General features: G+C 40.3%; 15 protein-coding genes. 3 read left to right on the top strand and 12 right to left on the bottom strand.

Annotated features, from left to right (window positions below; all coding sequences use genetic code 11):
• The first annotated feature begins 95 nt into the window (after nucleotides 1–95).
• Complete coding sequence (locus tag JF50_RS08590; protein WP_039609048.1) at nucleotides 96–413, top strand: hypothetical protein; 318 nt, start codon at nucleotides 96–98, stop codon at nucleotides 411–413.
• Nucleotides 414–809: 396 nt separating this feature from the next.
• Here the strand turns inward: JF50_RS08590 and JF50_RS08585 are convergent, their stop codons facing one another.
• The 10 genes from JF50_RS08585 to JF50_RS08540 form a co-directional block, all read right to left on the bottom strand.
• Nucleotides 810–1,823, bottom strand: a complete 1,014-nt coding sequence (locus tag JF50_RS08585) for an alpha/beta hydrolase family protein (RefSeq protein ID WP_152614490.1) — start codon at nucleotides 1,821–1,823, stop codon at nucleotides 810–812.
• A gap of 222 nt (nucleotides 1,824–2,045) precedes the next feature.
• Complete coding sequence (locus tag JF50_RS08580; RefSeq protein WP_039609047.1) at nucleotides 2,046–2,504, bottom strand: DUF2799 domain-containing protein; 459 nt, start codon at nucleotides 2,502–2,504, stop codon at nucleotides 2,046–2,048.
• A gap of 10 nt (nucleotides 2,505–2,514) precedes the next feature.
• Nucleotides 2,515–3,876, bottom strand: a complete 1,362-nt coding sequence (locus JF50_RS08575; protein WP_039609046.1) for a tetratricopeptide repeat protein — start codon at nucleotides 3,874–3,876, stop codon at nucleotides 2,515–2,517.
• A 4-nt stretch (nucleotides 3,877–3,880) separates the two neighbouring features.
• A complete protein-coding gene (locus tag JF50_RS08570) occupies nucleotides 3,881–4,540 on the bottom strand; it encodes a hypothetical protein (RefSeq protein ID WP_039609045.1) in 660 nt (219 codons plus the stop codon).
• Nucleotides 4,540–4,950: an ExbD/TolR family protein gene (locus JF50_RS08565; protein WP_039609044.1), complete on the bottom strand. Its 411-nt coding sequence runs from the start codon at nucleotides 4,948–4,950 to the stop codon at nucleotides 4,540–4,542. The genes JF50_RS08570 and JF50_RS08565 overlap by 1 nt, the downstream gene beginning before the upstream one ends.
• Nucleotides 4,947–5,330 (bottom strand): MotA/TolQ/ExbB proton channel family protein, encoded by a 384-nt coding sequence (locus tag JF50_RS08560; protein ID WP_039609043.1) that lies wholly within the window; start codon nucleotides 5,328–5,330, stop codon nucleotides 4,947–4,949. The genes JF50_RS08565 and JF50_RS08560 overlap by 4 nt, the downstream gene beginning before the upstream one ends.
• Complete coding sequence (locus JF50_RS08555) at nucleotides 5,323–6,573, bottom strand: MotA/TolQ/ExbB proton channel family protein (protein WP_160290460.1); 1,251 nt, start codon at nucleotides 6,571–6,573, stop codon at nucleotides 5,323–5,325. Before JF50_RS08555 ends, JF50_RS08560 begins: the two co-directional genes overlap by 8 nt.
• A 47-nt stretch (nucleotides 6,574–6,620) precedes the next feature.
• Nucleotides 6,621–7,409 (bottom strand): DUF3450 family protein, encoded by a 789-nt coding sequence (locus JF50_RS08550; RefSeq protein ID WP_080760213.1) that lies wholly within the window; start codon nucleotides 7,407–7,409, stop codon nucleotides 6,621–6,623.
• A gap of 320 nt (nucleotides 7,410–7,729) precedes the next feature.
• Complete coding sequence (locus JF50_RS08545; protein ID WP_039609040.1) at nucleotides 7,730–10,264, bottom strand: TonB-dependent receptor plug domain-containing protein; 2,535 nt, start codon at nucleotides 10,262–10,264, stop codon at nucleotides 7,730–7,732.
• Between the two features lie 123 nt (nucleotides 10,265–10,387).
• The gene (locus JF50_RS08540; RefSeq protein WP_160290459.1) at nucleotides 10,388–11,308 is read right to left on the bottom strand and encodes a LysR family transcriptional regulator; all 921 of its coding nucleotides are present in this window, start codon (nucleotides 11,306–11,308) and stop codon (nucleotides 10,388–10,390) included.
• 95 nt (nucleotides 11,309–11,403) lie between these two features.
• Between JF50_RS08540 and JF50_RS08535 the strand changes: the two genes are divergently transcribed.
• Entirely contained in the window at nucleotides 11,404–11,772 is a 369-nt protein-coding gene (locus JF50_RS08535) for a cupin domain-containing protein (RefSeq protein ID WP_039609038.1), read from the top strand.
• Between the two features lie 199 nt (nucleotides 11,773–11,971).
• Nucleotides 11,972–13,996, top strand: a complete 2,025-nt coding sequence (locus tag JF50_RS08530) for a methyl-accepting chemotaxis protein (protein ID WP_039609526.1) — start codon at nucleotides 11,972–11,974, stop codon at nucleotides 13,994–13,996.
• A gap of 235 nt (nucleotides 13,997–14,231) precedes the next feature.
• Here JF50_RS08530 and JF50_RS08525 read toward each other — a convergent pair whose 3' ends face one another.
• Nucleotides 14,232–16,166 carry a YcaO-like family protein gene (locus JF50_RS08525; protein WP_039609037.1) on the bottom strand — a complete coding sequence of 645 codons (1,935 nt, stop codon included), beginning with the start codon at nucleotides 16,164–16,166 and terminating at the stop codon, nucleotides 14,232–14,234.
• On the bottom strand, nucleotides 16,166–17,077 hold the full coding sequence (locus JF50_RS08520) for a Gfo/Idh/MocA family oxidoreductase (RefSeq protein ID WP_039609036.1): 912 nt from the start codon (nucleotides 17,075–17,077) through the stop codon (nucleotides 16,166–16,168). Before JF50_RS08520 ends, JF50_RS08525 begins: the two co-directional genes overlap by 1 nt.
• Nucleotides 17,078–17,105 lie beyond the last annotated feature (28 nt).

The following is a 17,105-nucleotide window of genomic DNA, read 5'->3' as shown; positions in this document are numbered from 1 at the left end:
AGACTACATCAAGCATGTAGCGTATTCACTCGTCCAAAAAGCAGGCCGACTAGCAGCGTTATGAAGCCCGAGAGTCGGCTATTGCAGGTTGGGATGTGCTTAACGACGAGCAATTAGCAGAACTGCAGCATAAAGGTCATGTCTTGGTTGGGCGCCGTATATACCATATGCATAACGGCATACTTAACTCGTTTAAGAAAGTAAAGTTCAATGATTTGGAGCAATTTATTCCTGCCAAACCGAGTAATGTGCATTGGTTTCATTCAAGGGAAGTGGTTGGTTTAGCATTTTCCTTTGTAGAACAAGAGCAAAGGGAGTTAACCATTAGTAACGAATTTAATAAAAACCTACTTATCATTGGTGATCTTGAACTGACTGAGTTGGTGCTACAAGGTAGTGTAACTCCCCCATAAACTGAAACAGTTCATAAGTAGAATTTCTATCAATATAAGTAGGCAAATCTACGATGCTTGAAAGTAAGTTCACCGAAACACAGATAGTTTATGATCTAAAAAACTCTATCGGGTGTGCCTGTACCAGAAATATGCCGTAAACATGGTGTTGGTTAAAGTACCTTTTATAAGTGGCGTTCTAAATATGGTTGGATGGAAGCCTTTGATGTGAAGCGTTGAAAAGAGCTTGAAGATGAAAATCGCAAGCTAAAAGATATGTTTGCGACTCTCAGTTTAAAACACTCAGTGCTTGAGAAAACCCTCTCAAAAAAGCTGTGAAAACAAAGCTGGGTGAAGGTGAAGAACGCTTAGGCTCATCTAAATAGTTGAACCTTTACTAGCAATATGCGCACTTAATCATAAATGCGCATTAAACCAATTTGCCAGTTCTAAGAATGACTCTCTTTTGTTCAATCTTAAGTTGTGATAATCGTCTGGGTATAGGACCAGTTTGTGCTCAATGTTGTGCAAGGCAAACGCTTTGGCTAATTCGACGGAGTGTTCATGGGAGACGCGTCTGTCATCGGTACCGTGTAAAAGTAGGATAGGGATATTTTTTGGTAGTGTGTTTGCAAAGTGCAGCACTGAGCGCTGGCTCAGCGCTTGTTGCTTGTTGTCTTTATAATTAGGGATCCTGTATTTGTAAACGCGTTCCATTTCTGGTCTTCTTTCGAGCTGTTTTGTGAGATCAGAAACCCCAGCAATGGCGGCAAGGGCTTTGATGCTGGGCATCTTTTTAACTGCAAGGTAACTTTGCATTGCGCCTCGGCTTGCGCCATACATACCTATTCGTTGACTGTCAGCACCGTGAATATGAGGAATAAGCTCGTTAAGTGCGACGACGTCATTGACATCGGCTCCGCCAAATTCATCTAATGGGACCTGTGGCTTTTTGCTCTGTCTATATTGACTGCCGATGATCACAAACCCCTTATCAGCAAGGGGAAATAGATTCGCCACGAGGGGACCCAGGGTCATGTTACCAAAGCTGCCATTACCTCCACGATTGTAGATCAAGACAGGGAGCTTACCTTTGCGGGACTTGGGTTTAATGACATAACCGTCGACTTCTAAGCCGTCGACAGAATACGTAAAATGCTGACAAGCCAAATTACTTTTATATTCATTAAACTGGCTTTTTGGAAACCATTTAACAAACCGCTTCATCGCCTTATCGACTTTTTCGTCTGACTTTAACCGCTTGGTGTATTTATTTTTCATGGTTGCTTGCCAAGATTCATAGCTAAAACCAAAACAAGTACTGTGCGCTTTTACATTGCTGTGCTGAATAAGTGGAGAAATTTGTGTTTTAGCCGCATGTGAGTTGCTTGATAGCATCATGATTGCAGTAAAGATGGCGAGCTTTTTCAATTGTTTATACTCCTTTCAAATTGAAATAATGAATTATAATGGGCCTAATTAAACTAAAGCTGAACTGAGGTGTTTTATTTAATCTATGACTTCAATCTTGAATATCGCATTTTCTTTAAAACGGAGCGGGTTTAGGGGTTAAGAGTTAAGTTATGCTTTGATATTGAGAGGAGGGTAAGCTGACAAATCAAATTAATCGTCAGCTATTGCTAACCCATTAATTCACTTTATTTCTACTCTTGGCTTTTTTTTGCTTATTTGATTTTGTTTATGTCGATATACTTCTCTTTTTTGTCTTGCCATATATTCGTCAATTTCAGTACGTTTACGCTGTCCATGTGCAAAGCCTTTTTGATAATCTAGCTGTAAATCAAATGGGCAAATATCAGTCTGAGAACTCCCTTCAGTTGCGTGCTGATAGCCCGTCTCATAAGTACAATATTCAATTAAACCAGCACTATAACCGCTGACAAATTGATTTTGTGCATTGGGGTTTAGGGTATCTCCACAAGTTTGCTTCACAGTATCAAACAACCTGACATTGTCGCCTGACAGAGCTGTTTCATGACCAAGTGCTTGCCAGTCTTGTGAACCACAATTGGCGTAGTCGAATGTATACTTAGTCGAGCTACATCCTACTATGAATATGATAAAAATAGGCCAGAGTGTGAAACGAATCATCTTATTCTCCTTATAATGTGCTGGTATTTTGAATATCAATGATATTTGCAAGTAAGTTTATTTTGTCTTGAATACCCAGCGTATTTGGGTATGCGCGTTTTGCGTCAATGAGTAATTGATAAGCGGCTTTTAATTCATCTGTATTGATATATAGTTGGGCACGACCTAAAAGTGCTTGTAATTTTATTGCTTCAAATGTTTCAGCACGAATATACATTTGCTCTGCTTTGATAAACTGTTTCTGTTGTAACAGCAGGTGAGCAAAGTTTAGCAATGCATTTTGATTATTAGGATCCGTGTCTAACGCATTTTGATAGTGAGCTAATGCCTCGGTGTGACGGCTTTTGGCTTCCAGTATTTGTGCTTGAGTCGAGAGCATGAGGCTTTTATTTTGTTTGCTCAGTGTGTTTTGTTCATTAAGTTTGGTGATTAACCACTGGCTATCTTCCCATCGGTTGGCTTGATTGAGCCAAAGTAGGTAGTTGCGAATGTCTGCAAATGCAAGACGCTGACTTTGGACATGGGTTTTGAGCAAGGCAACGGCACGATCAAACTGTGCCTGTTCAAAATGCAGGCTGATCATGATTAATAAATTTTGCTGGGAGATATCACCGAGTAATAGCGCGAATTCTAAAGATTGTAGCGCGAGTTCATGGGCATCTTGCTCAATATGGATAGCGGCTTTGGTTAACCAGTATGATTGATTGCTTGTATCTTTTGCAATGAGCTCATTTAACAATGCAAGCGCTGGTGAGTGCATTTGGGCTTGTACTAAAGAGGTTAACAAACCTTGCTGCCATTGCGCATTGTGTGGCTCTAAGCTGTATGCTTTTTGATAGGCATAAACGGCACTGAGACCGCCGTGTTGTTGGAGATTCAAGTAACCTAAATGCCCGTGCACTGTGGCATTGTTAGACCCATACGAAATGGCTTTTGCAAAGTATTGCCTCGCTTGAGTAAAGTTGTCTGTCATCAGATAAAGCACCCCAAGCTCTTCATGCGCGCGCACTAACTGAGGTTTGCGTTTTAGCACCAATTGGTACAAGTGAATGGCTTGGTTGTACTCCTTTAATGAGAAGTAGACTTGGGCTTTGATCATTAAAAGCGCGGGGCTGAGTTCAACATCATAATAGGCGTCGAGCATTGATTTAACTTGCTGAAAATCAGTGTTGTTAAGGAGTGATTTGAGTTTTTCAGCTAATTCATATTCACTTGGGGCAAGCGACACTTCGCGCTCTAAATACTGTTCACTAAATCCTGGTATGACAAATTTTACGGGGTTAAGCTCGAGTCGATATGTTTGTGCACTTGCGCTAAATATGACGATAAAGCTCATTGCAGCTAACAAAGTGAGTACTGTCTTTTTATTCATTCTATTATCCATAATTGAAATTTATATCGTACAAATAAACAGCTTGTACGGCTTTCCCTTCTTTTTTCGGTACCTCGAATTTGGCGTATTTAACCCAAGTTTTGATGGTTTCTATCATTTCTGGAAATGCTGGGTTGATGATTTTTTTGATAAAGGGTTTACCTGACTGGTCGATGATCAGCTCAACCGTTGTTTTGATCCTTTTTTGTCCATATTTACGGACTGACTTTGGTGGTCTTACGTAACGTTGTGAGACAACTTTGGGTACTCTGTCTAGCTGTTCCACTTCTAACATCGGGACTTTGGACGCATAGAGATCACGCATCTCAAAGCGTTCAGGGGAAAACTCAGGCATAGAGACATCGGTGATGTTAGGCGTAGCCATTTTATTTTTTATACCAAAATTGACCTTTACTGTGCCTGCGAGGTCTAAGACATTGAGTGTACTCATGTCATTATTCATGTCATTGGCGTTTGTTATTTGTGGCGGAGGCGGCGGTGGCGGGACGAACACCGCCACATCGAGTTGAGCAATTTTTATTTTATCTGGCGGTGTGGTGTTGGTGCCATCGAGCAGTATCAATAGAAAAAACAAAGCGGACGAGAGCCCAATAGCAAAGACCATCAAAGTAAATTTAGTCACACTCAATTGAGACACTCGCATTACTGAGCGCCCTGTGTAGCCAAACTTATCTTGGTTATACCAGCCAACTTCACTTGGTCAATTACCTTAACGAGCCGCTCCGTGGTGACCGCCTTATCTGCTTGGATGATAAGCGGTCTTGCTTCTTTGCGATTGAGGTGCTCAAGGGTGCTTCGTATCCCATTAATACCAATATTTGTGCCACCATAAATAACTTGACCGTCGTTGGTGATGGCCAGCAAAAAGACATTTTTTGCTAAACTTTTACTTGAGACGGAAGTTGGTTTATCAACTTCAACACCTGTTTCTTTGACAAATACCGTAGTGACGATAAAAAAAATCAGCAGAATAAACACCACATCAAGCAGGGGAGCCAAATCAATATCCTGGGTTTGATCGCTCCCAGTTTGTTGTTCAAATGAAGATTTCATTTCAGCCCTTGCAGCGCTTTGTATTTAAAAAGTAAGAGTTGACGAAATATAAGTGCAGGAATAGCTAAAACGAGACCTAATTTGGTTGTGATAAGGGCGCTAGAAATGCCGCCTGACATCACTGCTTGTTGATTTAATGCATCAAAAATTGATATGAGTTCAAAGGTATTGAGCAACCCCTGAATGGTGCCGAGTAATCCCAGTAAAGGGAGTGCGGCAATTAATGAGAGTAGGGCGATCTGCCAATTCTTTACACTGGTTTCCCAATCATCTCTCGAAGGGTGGCTATAGAGATCAAAAATAATATAGTAAGTTAGGCTAGCGATACATAATAGCGCTAACACAACCCCATTAGAGAGTATGTGAGTAATGTCAGTCATGTATCTGTTCCTGTTGCCTGATCTCAAGCTTGCTCAAATGCAACGCCAATGATTCTAATGATGATTGAAAGCTTTTCACGCGTCTTGTGAGTAGTGCACTGACTATCAGGGCTGGTATGGCCACTATCAGTCCGAGCTCTGTTGTGATCAACGCTTGTGATATCCCACCTGATACGACTGAAGCTTCTCCTGAACCAAAAATATTCATCATCATAAATGTATGGATCATGCCCGATACCGTACCAAGCAAGCCGAGTAGGGGAGCAACCGTTGCACAGGTTGTAATTACACCAAGATATTTTTCATTCAGTACTTTTCGTTTTGATAACTCTGCTAATAACAGGTCATCTCTTTTTTGTGAAATCGTACTGTGCTGCACAATATGAAAGAGTGCCTGCTCAATTGGGCTAAGTTTCATATAAAGCGCTTTCAACTCTATGGGAGATATAGGCTTATTGGCATATCTGATGACTTGTGCTGTGACCCTATTTATATGTGGCAGCCTCAGGAGTTGAATTGCTTTTAACAGCCCAATGATGAGCGCTGCGAGTGCAAATGAAATAATCACAATAGCCCATGTGCCGCCTTTATTTAGGTAATCAATTAAGGAAAACTGACTCTGCGCTAATTTATCAGCATTGCCAAGAGTGGGGTCAAAGTGAATAAATCCAGTCCCATTACTTTTTAAATGGGTTAGGTCATTAAATAGCGTATTTTGCTGGTGGAACTGCTTTAATACGGGTGTATTGTTATCAGTGCCTTTGAATACAATACCTGCTTCTTTGCTATTAATGGCATATTCCATTGGCCCAATTTTTATCACCTCAAATGTGGCCAGCGTGTTGTCACTGCCAATCAAGTGTTTTGGTTTAAATGCAGGCTCAAGTTTTTGATCTAAAGCGCTGATAATACGGCTGACATCAATGTTGCCATTGGTCTTAGAAATATGACTTTGTGTGGCTTGCTCAAATGCTGCTATGAGCTGAGCTTGGTAATTTTTCTGATTTAACCATTGTTGATTGCGTTGTTCCAACTGGTTAACGTTGAGTAGTTGCTCATCTTCTAAACGGCGAATATTTTTGGCGTCACTACGCAGTTGTTTTACGGTATTTAGTTGACCCTGAAGTTGATTGGCCAGTTTTTTGTGCTCGGCGTTTATGCGCATTTGAGCCTCAGAGAGTTGTTGTTGGGCAATGGCAATGCGGTTGATAAGTTGCGCTTTTAAGTCGGACTCCATAGCCATTGAAGGCAAGCACGTAATTAGCAGGAATATGTAAAAAACTAGATGAATCATAATGCACCACTGCTGTGAGCGTGTATTGCCAGTGGCAGCTGAACGTATTTTGCGCTCGTTGGGTTTGTTAAGATGTGAGTAACTTGGGACACATGCATTTGCGTAAGTGGAATATTCATCTGATCTTTGTGTTGCCATTGAAACTTGTTGCCATGATTTTGCCCATAGCCAAAATGGTGTTTATCTTTTGAGATATACCAACCATGAGCGAGCCCTAAATATACTTGTTCAGCCAAAATAGATTCGTGCTCATTAAGCTCAATTAAACCAGTATGAAAAACCACCCTTTTATCAAAGTCATGAGCTTGCTTGATTAGATTAAGCGCTACCTCTAATCGAACCGCATTAGACTCGGTATCTAGTCTGGATATCGTCTTTTTCCACTGTTGTTGGAGCGGAGGGGGCAGTTTAGTAATTATTGATTTAAGATACTCTGAAAGCATATTTAATTGATGGGTCAGTTCGGTATTGGCCTGTTCAAAAGCTAACTGTTGAGAACTGAGTTCAGCGCGTTTTTCAGATACAAGAGATTGATTTTTATTACTATTACTTACTAGCTTTTGCAACGCAGCTTGTTCTTTTGAAAGTAATTCACGCTTTAGTTGTAAATGTCCCTGTCTGTTCTGCCATGAGGTCGTCAATGCACTTTTTTGCTGCTCAAGATTAAGCCATTGTTCAATGAGTTGTGTTTCTTCCATTGCTTGCACGGACCATGCGCTAAACAACAGCATAATTATATTTAAATACCTTTGTTCAACGTTAAGGGGAATAATCTTTAATCTCATTCTAGGCACTTTTTGACTGAAATTTGTTCGTTTTTTATCTTAAGAACAATGAAGATTTTTTGTCAAACCGCTGAATTTGAGTTAATTTTTGAGTTGAAATTTTTTGAAGTAATAAACTGTCGAATTGATTTAAATTTGTAAAAATGTTGATAGGTGAGTATTAGACATTGTGCAATGTGTGTTTATTTAAAATAAAAACACGTTCATTTTTTATTATAAATGTGGTGATTTTTCAACCAATAAAATTGTGGTAATGGCATATATAGTAAGTTTGGCGTGCCTATGTATTGGCCATATGGCCAATACATAGGTGGAATTACTTAAAAGCTAAAGTTAACTTTTGCGTAATAGGTCATCCCATCAAAGCCATAGGGCAGCGCTCTTAGTGGATAACGCATTGCGCCGTTGGTGATAAAGTTCAGTACTTCATCTTCTCCAAGCTCATTGGGTGTTTTATCGAATATATTGTCTATACCGACCGATAAATCAAAATTGTCGTTAATTTGGTACGCAAAATTAACGTCAACTAACACGGCTGACTCAACAACGCTGTTTTCTTGCCAATGATTTGTGGGCGATAAAAAGTCAGGTAAGACGATGTGTTTACCTGCAAAGTATGACACCTCAGTTTTGCCAAAATAATTCAAGCGAAGTAATGAAGACCACTTATCTTTTTTATAATCAAAAGTAAGTGTGGCGCGTTCTTTTGGTTGACCATGGGTTAAGAAAGACTGTGTTTGTTCATCTAACGCGATGTCTTCGGATATGCCTGTTGGCGTATTTATTTTATCAATCGTGGTTTCATTTTTATTTGCAGCAAATGTGACTTCAAGCTCACCTGCAGCGACCTCAGTCGTATAGGATGCGATTAAATCAATCCCTTTGGTTGTCGAGTCGAGCGAGTTTGAGAAGAAGTTAGCTTGCACTGCACCAGAAGCTTTAAGCGCTGCGTTGGCTTCTGGGAAGTTTTCAAGCGCCGCGCTGTCAATGCCAATGAAACTACCTAAATTTATACGGTCATAGATCTTAATTTGATAGAAGTCTAACGTGATGGATAGATCATTACTAGCGTCCCACGCGAAGCCTAAATTTAAGTTATCAGAGGATTCAAGTTGTAAGCCATCAATACCTAATGCACTTGGGAATGGTGAGCCCGCAGTTGCTGTAAAAGAAGTCGCAAGTGAACCGTCGCCACCTAAACTTGTGGTGAATGCACTGTAACCGGCTTGTTGTAAAGACGGGGCTCTAAATCCAGTTGACGCCGCAGCTCTGACAGCCAGATCTTCTGTGACTTCATAGCGAGTCGCGAGTTTCCAAATGGTGTCATCACCTGAGTCTGATACATCTTCATATCTTAGTGCACCACTGACTAACCAATATTCGTTCAGTAGCGTTTCTGCTTCAATGTAAACAGCGTGACTGGCGCGATCCGCTTTGTTGGCGGCGTCAGGTCTCAAACCTTGGTACGCTTGGAATCCACAATCAGCAAAAACGCTTGAGTCGATCACTGATGGAAATGAGCTCGCTGCGTTTGAAGCACCACATGCGTATGATGCGACTTCACCGGGTACAATTTCGTAATTTTCTTTACGGTACTCTGCGCCAACAGATACATAAATAGGTTCGGCATCGCCACGCTCGATAACCCCATTTAAGTCAAAGTTAGTTGTCCATTGATCAAATCTAAACCCACCAGAATAACCCCCATGAGGCCCAGCGTTTTCTCTGATCTGTTCATCACTGGCATTGGGGTTGTTGGCAAGGAACTCAGCTGCGTATGAAGCGTTAATGGTATTTGATGACGAGTAGTCGTATTTATTTTGGCCATACACGCTTGAGAAGTCAAAACTCCAATCTGGGTTGATATCTCCCTTAAAGCCAACTGCAAACGAGATATCGTCCGCTTCGTTGTCTATGCGAGGTAAAAAGCCATCCGGGTATACCTGTGGTACGTTGCGCTCTGCACGGTTAAAGTCACGGTAAAACCCATTGCCGAATGCGGTTCTATTAGAGTATCCGCCAAATGAATACAGTTCTTTATCACCAAATGGCAATGCAGCATTGAAAAAGAGCGAGGTGAATTCACTGTCGGAGTTACCTTGTCGCCATCTGACCGTATCGGACAACTCTCCCGCAGCGATTGTTGATGATCCGCCGGTATCACGTTCAGCGCGGTTAGTGCCCTCTGCATCTCGATACTCTAGAGACAAGTTAATAAAACCGCCTTCGGTGCCTATATCAAAGCCTCGGTTTAAACCAAATGCGTAGGTATCTCCGTCACCTTCGCCAGTTGCACTGCCTTGGAAAAAACCTGTGGTCACGCCGGTTGTGTCATTTAAAGATAAATTGATCACCCCAGCAATTGCATCTGAACCATATCGAGCAGCGGCCCCATCTCGCAGGATCTCGACATTTTTAAGTGCCATCATTGGAATTGAGTTCATATCGGTGCCAGCAGCACCAGCGCCTACGGTTCCAGTAAGGCCAAAGATAGCTTGAGTGTGTCTTCTTTTACCATTGATAAGTACCAATGTTTGGTCTGGTTGTAGTCCTCTTAATGTGGCTGGACGGAATAAGTCAGAACCATCAGAAACTTGAGTTCTACTAAAGTTAAAAGAAGGAGCGATTGACTGTAAGCTCTGTCCAAGTTCAGTGTAACCTCCTTTGTTGAGCTGCTCTGTATCAAGAATATCAATAGGTGACGTTGACTCAGTTGCAGTACGATTTGAAACTTTAGAGCCTAATACTGAGATAGTTTCAATTTTAGTATCTGTTGATTCGGCTTGTTGTGCGAAAGATGCGGTGCTTGCTAACAGGGCAAGCGCGATTGGTGATAGTTTGAGAGATCCTGTCATAACTTACTACTCTATAATTTTTATTTGTTTTAAAGGCTTAGCCTAAGTTCAAGTTGTCATAAAAAAATCTCAAGTGCAACACCTTTGTATCTATAATGTAAACTTTAATGTGTTTTTGACCATTTAGGCTGATGACATTGCAATTGCTGCAATCTCATTGAGTTCTTTTTTTAACCAATTTAGTCCGGGGTCTAGTTCAAAAGCGCGATGCCATGCCATGTATAAACGATACTGGGGTAAGGCAATTGGTGGTGTGTAAATATCAATCAAATTGTGGTCGGTAGATGAGATTGCCCGTGTTGGGACCGTTGCTATCAAATCACTAGTTGCAACTAAGCTGACTGCTTGCATAAGATGTGGAGTGATGGCTGCAATGTGCCTTTCTGTATTAATCTTGCTCAACTCAATATCTAAACTACCGTATTCTTGGCCCCAGGGAGAGACTAAAATATGTTGTGCTTGTACATAACGGTCTAATGACAACCCATTTTCGAAAAGTGGGTGGTTTTTACGTGAGATCACCCGGTAATCGCCGCTAAATAAGGATGTATATTCAATATCTGAACCTAGGGTCTCAGCGTGGTTAAAGGTCAAAACAAGGTCGATTTGATTGATGGCCAAAGCGGAAATTGGCAGTTCAGACTCTAACTCTATAATTTTTATTTTAATACTGGAGTGTGCAGCGGAGAGTTTAGCCAGCAGTGGAAAGATAAAAAGCTGGGTGATGAAATCTGTGGTCGCAATTGTGAATTGTCGATTCGATGTATCTATTTCAAATGTATCTAAGCTACTGGCTACCTGATTAAGTAACGCCACCCCCTGTTGTGCAAGAGGTTGGATCATAAGCGCTTTTTTTGTTGGTTTCATTTCTCCTTGCTGTCTTACGAACAAAGGGTCATCAAATGCGGTGCGCAAACGTTTTAATGCATGACTCATAGCGGATTGGCTCAAGCTTAGTAGCTCTGCGGCTTCGGACACACTGCGTGTTTGGTATAAAGCGTCTAAAACAAGCCACAAATTCTGATCAAACTGTCTTAAATTCATAGTATGTACAATATTCATAATTATCTGAAAAATGTACATTTGATTCATGCCGTATTGCAACATATTCTTTTTAAGAACATGAGAGTGAGTAGACAATGAAAAACCAAAATGCGATCAACTTTGCACATAAGTTGGCATTATTTAGTGACCATTGGTCACCAAAAGTAGTAGCACAGATGAATGATTATCAATTTAAACTTGTTAAAGTAATTGGAGAGTTTACTTGGCATCAACACGAGGATACAGACGAGACATTTATCGTTTTAAAGGGGCAGTTAGATATCTATTTTAGAGATAAAGTAGTGCATTTAAGCTGTGGAGAAATGTATGTGGTCGAAAAAGGAATAGAACATAAACCTGTCGCAAGGGAAGAGTGTCATCTATTAATCATCGAACCTAAAGGGGTGATTAATACTGGTGATGCTGGTGGCGAGCTGACCGCTGATAATGATGTGTGGATATAGCTTTTGAGTGGAGGCACTTTATGAGTTGGGATAGGTTTATAAACTTGTCAATTCAAAGCTAACTTTAACTATTTACGACCTAGATTGGTGATTTTATATCAACTAACTAAACTATTTAAGTACGGTTTAATAGTTTCCACCAAAACATAGAATAACGCGGATGCGACATTTTATGTGTTTGTTAGGTTGGGCTTTGGCGATGCTTAAACGGTTATCAATTAAGCAAAAAATTATTGCGGGTTTTGGTGCGATAGGCGGGTTATTAATTGTCGCTTGTGTACTGGCTTACGTTGCGCTCTCTCAAGTTAGTGACGCCAACAGGCAAGTATTAGAGGTCACGCTACCGAGCCAACATGCTGTTGAAGCGCTTAAGTTGCAAGAATTAAGACTTGCAATGCAGGTTGCACAAACATTTAATATGCAAACACTTAATGAAGTGACGGCTGCCTCTTCTCGGATTAAGTCAACTTTACAACAACGACATGAGTTGACGAGTCACTTACATTCAAAAATATCACACGCACCCGAATTAAGCGCTTTGCTTATAAAGACTGAAGACAATATGTCTAAGCTTGAGCAAGCCGTATATAAGATGTTATCACTAAAAATCTCACTGATTGAAACTCAAAATGGTCTTAATGCGATACTTCAGACGTTAATTGTTAACAGGCAAAAAGCCAGTGAAGCGATGCTCAGCATTGAGTTAATTGAAAATGCACCACAAGCGCAGTTAGAAGAGATGGTTGGCACCGGGTTTCGTATTGATGATGCGCTTTTCACCTTAGAGAATAACATTCAGCAGATTATTAATTTACCGAACGAAAAAATTGAGCCTCATAAAAGCGATGTGTCATTCATTGTGAAAGATATTGAAAACAACTTTGCTTTTTTGCAGCGCCAAGCGCAAGGGGTTAACAGTGGCAGTATTTTTGCTGAATTTATTGCTGTTGTTGGGCAGTTGAATGCGTTGTTAGTAAATCCAGGTCACGCATATGAAGCACTGATAAAAAAACACAGGCTTACAGTAGATGTTGTAAATACCTATCGCCAAGCCGAACAGTATTCTAGTCATGTGCTTAGTTCTCTGAGCGATATGAGAGACAAAACGAAGTTATTATTGACTGAGTCTCAACACTCTACTGATGAGCTCATCACTAGCGCCAAGACGGGGACTATCTTGGTGGTTATTACACTGGTCGCGTTAGCAATCATCATTGCTACGTCAACGAGCAGGGCCATGTTGATACCGCTATTATCAGTAAATAAAGTGCTAAACTACCTTGCTGTCGGTGATTTTTCTCTTGATATAAAAAAACGCAATGATGATGAGTTTGGCAATTTAGTTGATAATATGAAAAAAGTACAAACAAGCTTAAGCAACCTGCTTACAGAAATTAATCTTAAAATTAGCGAACTGAATGCGTTTTCTGAAAAATCTTTGACAGAAAACCATGGGCTTGCTGGTCGCTCTGCCTCTCAAATGGCACGCATGGACAATGCGACAAACTTAGCACAAGCTGTGTCTAAATCAGCTGTTCAAGTATCACTCAGCGCAAAACAAAGTCTGGATAGCTTGATGCAGGCAAATGAATTTGGCGCACAAGCTTCTAGTGTAGTGGTAGACAACCAGACACATATTCAGTCATTAGATAATAAAATGCAGCAAGCTGTTGAAGTCATGTCAAGCTTAAGTGAACATAGTACTAACATAGGCTCTATTCTCGATACAATCGTCTCTATCGCTGAGCAAACCAATTTACTGGCTCTTAATGCCGCAATAGAAGCTGCAAGAGCAGGTGAGCAGGGAAGAGGGTTTGCAGTTGTTGCGGACGAGGTACGCACGCTTGCTTCCAGAACGCAGGACTCAACAGAAGAGATAAATAAAATGATCTCCTCTTTACAACATGATACGAAGCGGGCAGCTGAAGTCATCAATAGTGGACAAACTGATGTATCTGAATGTGTTGAGCAAATAAAAGTATTGGCAATGGATATTGATCAGATAAGTCACGCGTTATTGGAAGTGAACAGCTTAAGCAAGCAAGTGGCAGAATATGCGCATTTACAAGAGGAAGACTGCCAGCAAATTGAAACCGTGATGTTAGAAGCAAAAGAGGTGGCAAGTTGCAATGTATCGTCGACCAAAGCGCTGGCAAACGATGCAGAGTCTCTGACTAATTTAGCGCAGTTTTTAGCGCAGCTGGTGGCGCGTTTTAAGTTGTAATTGAGCCAAAGGATTCTGATTAAATATAGAGCGAGATTTCAACACTTTACCAAAACAAATTTGTATTGATGATTAGACGCTTTTTTTGATTTTCTTTTATGTGATAGTACTGCATATTTTATTTATGAGCTAACCTCAAGCCACAAATATAACAGCCATATTATGATTTTTATGTAGAGCCTTCTGTATCGTGTCTATGAGAAGGCTCTGTGCTATTTAGAGGTAAGTAACACAATTACAAATAAAGTGGTATTTGATTGAGTTCATATTCAGCGCTTTTTTCCTGCAATAAGCCTTGTTTGACGGGGACAGAGTAAAGCCGTTCATTTGCGAATTGAGGCCACATATGATTTGTGCCAGGAATAATTACTTTTACGCACTTTAATGGGATCTCAGGTCGATTGTAGTCAATGATAAAAGTGTCTAAATCACAAGCAGACAATTTATTAAGGCAATCTTCTAAGCATTGTTTAATGTTACTAAGAGAACTGCTTTTTGGTAATTTTTTGGGCTGATGGTGGCAGCCATTTAAAAACGCTTCGTTTTCTAGTGATTTAAAATCAAACATTGCACTGTGTTTATCTTTCACGTCTAGGACTTGGCACATTTCAGAAATGGCTCTTTCAATGGCAATATTGGGTGATAAGTGACAGCCAAACCCAAAAATACATTCGTGCGTTTTAGCATTACGAGCGATAGCGATATAGACAGGTATATCAATATCATGGGTTGCATCTAGCAACTGGCATTGCCAGTCTAAGCCCAAGTCGCTATTTAATGCGGCGATAACCCCTTCGTCCACAGTATTTAAGTCAACATTAGGGAGTACTAATTTGTTATACCACCAAATTGCAATAGCGTCTCTTTCTACAACTTCGAAAATGCCTTGAAGCGCAGCTTCTTCTATTGTCTGACCTGCAGCACATCCATTGGAGGTCCAAGAGCTATAGTTAAACCCATGTGGTGCATCAGCAAAGACATAATTTAGTGGAAAATACTTAACTGTATTTGAAGTAAGGGAAATACCTGGGTACCAATGACAGTGTTCTTGGGCTGTAAAATTGTTATACCTACTGTCACTCGACTTTGAAGGGTAGTTGATTGTTTTATAATTTTGTTTTTGTTGGTGAGAGAGCGAATTTAGCTCCTCAGGACGAAACGCTTTGTCTGCAATGGCACTATATGGGGCAATAAAACTTTGCTCATTACCTTGGTAAAAGGCAGCATATCGCTCGAAACATTCACCAATTGCACTCATTTTGGCTTGCTCTTCTGTTTTACCTTTACCTAAGGCTGCAATTTCATACGAACTGACAGTCGGTTCTTCGTCTTTGCGAATAGTTTTGTTAAAGCTTGCTCGATATGTTTTGTAATTTAGGCCATTGTCTCGACTTATCTCTCTAATTGAATTAACTACGCTTAAGGGGGAGCCTAAATACTTTGTTAGTCTGGACAATGTGGTTGATGCAGGTTGTTGTCGCAAGCCTCCATCTTGAGTTTTACAGTCGCCATTATCGACGATATGGAGCGGTCTTGGCCATAATTCAGGTGCGTCACGGTACAATTGATAAGGCGTATCATGAAAGAAGTACTGGGATGATGTAACACTGTAGAGTGTATTCAAACACGCTTCGGAGAGTGCCTGACTTATTGCTGGTCGCTTAGTCTTAATGGCAAACTTGTTTTCAAACCACGTTCTAATAGGATCGCTGGCTAATATTCGGTGTACAAGTTGTTCTTTTTCAGTGTCGTTAGAAATTAAAGGCCCAAGTATTCGCTTTCCTTCTATGTAAGAAACGAGCTGTTTAGGTGAAGTTATTTCTGTTGTAGCCAATTGAAAGATATCTGAGAGATAAAGTACATTGTCGCCTAGTTCATCCTTCTGGGTGTCGACAATAGTGCGCTTTATAGGGCTACTGGCATTACAAATAACCCCTTCGAAGCATAGTTCATCAAGCATTTGAAAGAGTTGAATTTTAGATGCGTCATCAAGCGTACTTGCATAAGTCGATGGCGGGACTGCTTTATCGAGCATGCTGGCTAGGTGCAAAAACCAAGCACTTTTAAACAATTTAGTTGATGTTTCAGTTAAGATTAATAAGTAGTCACTTTGGATGTACGAGCAAATATTATTTTTATAAGTAATTGCAATTTTATAATCTAAAAACATTAAGCTTCCTTCAATATATCGTAAAGAGTAACGATACTTAACGCTCTGTTCAGACAAAACTCTGTAGGCGAGTGATTAAACAGGAGTGCGCGTTCTACAGAGCTTAATACATGTCCTATCGCATTCTCTCTGAATGAAAGCAGCTTGTTCATGTCGATGGATGTATCTGAGAATTTTTGTATATTTGAAAGAGAATTTGGCTCAGGTAATTTCGACGTAACTGTCGTCCCCCATGAACCTGTCAGAGATAAAGAAGTGGACCCATAGTAATTAATAATATTATGCCCGACTATCGAGTCTTTTATATCATCTTTCTCGCCAATAGATTTAAAAATCTTCATTGATACATTGATATATTTAAACTGGATGATAGCAATTTTATAGTCTGGGCATTCTATCGATTGGATAGTGTCAACGCAGGGCTCACCTAAATACTCATACAATATGTCTAGCGTAGAATATAAAGTTCGAGCATAGCAATTCACAGATACACCGATTAGTTCTTTTTGAGGCAGTTGCTTTGACCTTTTTATAAAATCAGCAATGTTTTCCATATATAAAAAGTGTGAATTAATGAACAATTTGGTGTTGTATTGCTGTGCAAGGGTTTGCAGTTTTTTAAAGTCTTTTAAATCAATAGGGTGTTCAAGCAGTACAGCTGTTTTGCGTTGTAAAAAGTGGCGTGCAGTCTGTAGGGCAACTTCTTTTGGTAATGCAACGATAGCAAGCTCAAATGTATCAGGCACTTCATCGAGGGTATTGTAATTTGTAACATTTAATCGCTTAGCAATATCTAGAGAACGTTCTCCACCTCGTGAGAATAGTGCATTTACGCTGAAGCTTTCGTTGATCAGCAGGCTCCTAAGGTAGACTGAACCATAATTCGTCCCACAAAGAATAGTTTTTATCATGTTAACTCACATTAAAAGGTTGAGAAGC

The organism is Pseudoalteromonas luteoviolacea (assembly GCF_000814765.1).
GTDB classification, from domain to species: Bacteria; Pseudomonadota; Gammaproteobacteria; order Enterobacterales; family Alteromonadaceae; genus Pseudoalteromonas; species Pseudoalteromonas luteoviolacea_H.
Note: the sequence above shows the minus strand (reverse complement) of the source record. Positions and strands in the feature narration are given on the sequence as shown.

Bases quoted from the DNA above. Each gene is read 5' to 3' on its own strand.
- JF50_RS08580 (WP_039609047.1), bottom strand. From the start codon at position 2,504: ATGATTCGTTTCACACTCTGGCCTATTTTTATCATATTCATAGTAGGA.
- JF50_RS08575 (WP_039609046.1), bottom strand. From the start codon at position 3,876: ATGAATAAAAAGACAGTACTCACTTTGTTAGCTGCAATGAGCTTTATC.
- JF50_RS08570 (WP_039609045.1), bottom strand. From the start codon at position 4,540: ATGCGAGTGTCTCAATTGAGTGTGACTAAATTTACTTTGATGGTCTTT.
- JF50_RS08565 (WP_039609044.1), bottom strand. From the start codon at position 4,950: ATGAAATCTTCATTTGAACAACAAACTGGGAGCGATCAAACCCAGGAT.
- JF50_RS08560 (WP_039609043.1), bottom strand. From the start codon at position 5,330: ATGACTGACATTACTCACATACTCTCTAATGGGGTTGTGTTAGCGCTA.
- JF50_RS08555 (WP_160290460.1), bottom strand. From the start codon at position 6,573: ATGGCTATGGAGTCCGACTTAAAAGCGCAACTTATCAACCGCATTGCC.
- JF50_RS08550 (WP_080760213.1), bottom strand. From the start codon at position 7,409: ATGAGATTAAAGATTATTCCCCTTAACGTTGAACAAAGGTATTTAAAT.
- JF50_RS08545 (WP_039609040.1), bottom strand. From the start codon at position 10,264: ATGACAGGATCTCTCAAACTATCACCAATCGCGCTTGCCCTGTTAGCA.
- JF50_RS08540 (WP_160290459.1), bottom strand. From the start codon at position 11,308: ATGAATTTAAGACAGTTTGATCAGAATTTGTGGCTTGTTTTAGACGCT.
- JF50_RS08535 (WP_039609038.1), top strand. From the start codon at position 11,404: ATGAAAAACCAAAATGCGATCAACTTTGCACATAAGTTGGCATTATTT.
- JF50_RS08530 (WP_039609526.1), top strand. From the start codon at position 11,972: ATGCTTAAACGGTTATCAATTAAGCAAAAAATTATTGCGGGTTTTGGT.
- JF50_RS08525 (WP_039609037.1), bottom strand. From the start codon at position 16,166: ATGTTTTTAGATTATAAAATTGCAATTACTTATAAAAATAATATTTGC.
- JF50_RS08520 (WP_039609036.1), bottom strand. From the start codon at position 17,077: ATGATAAAAACTATTCTTTGTGGGACGAATTATGGTTCAGTCTACCTT.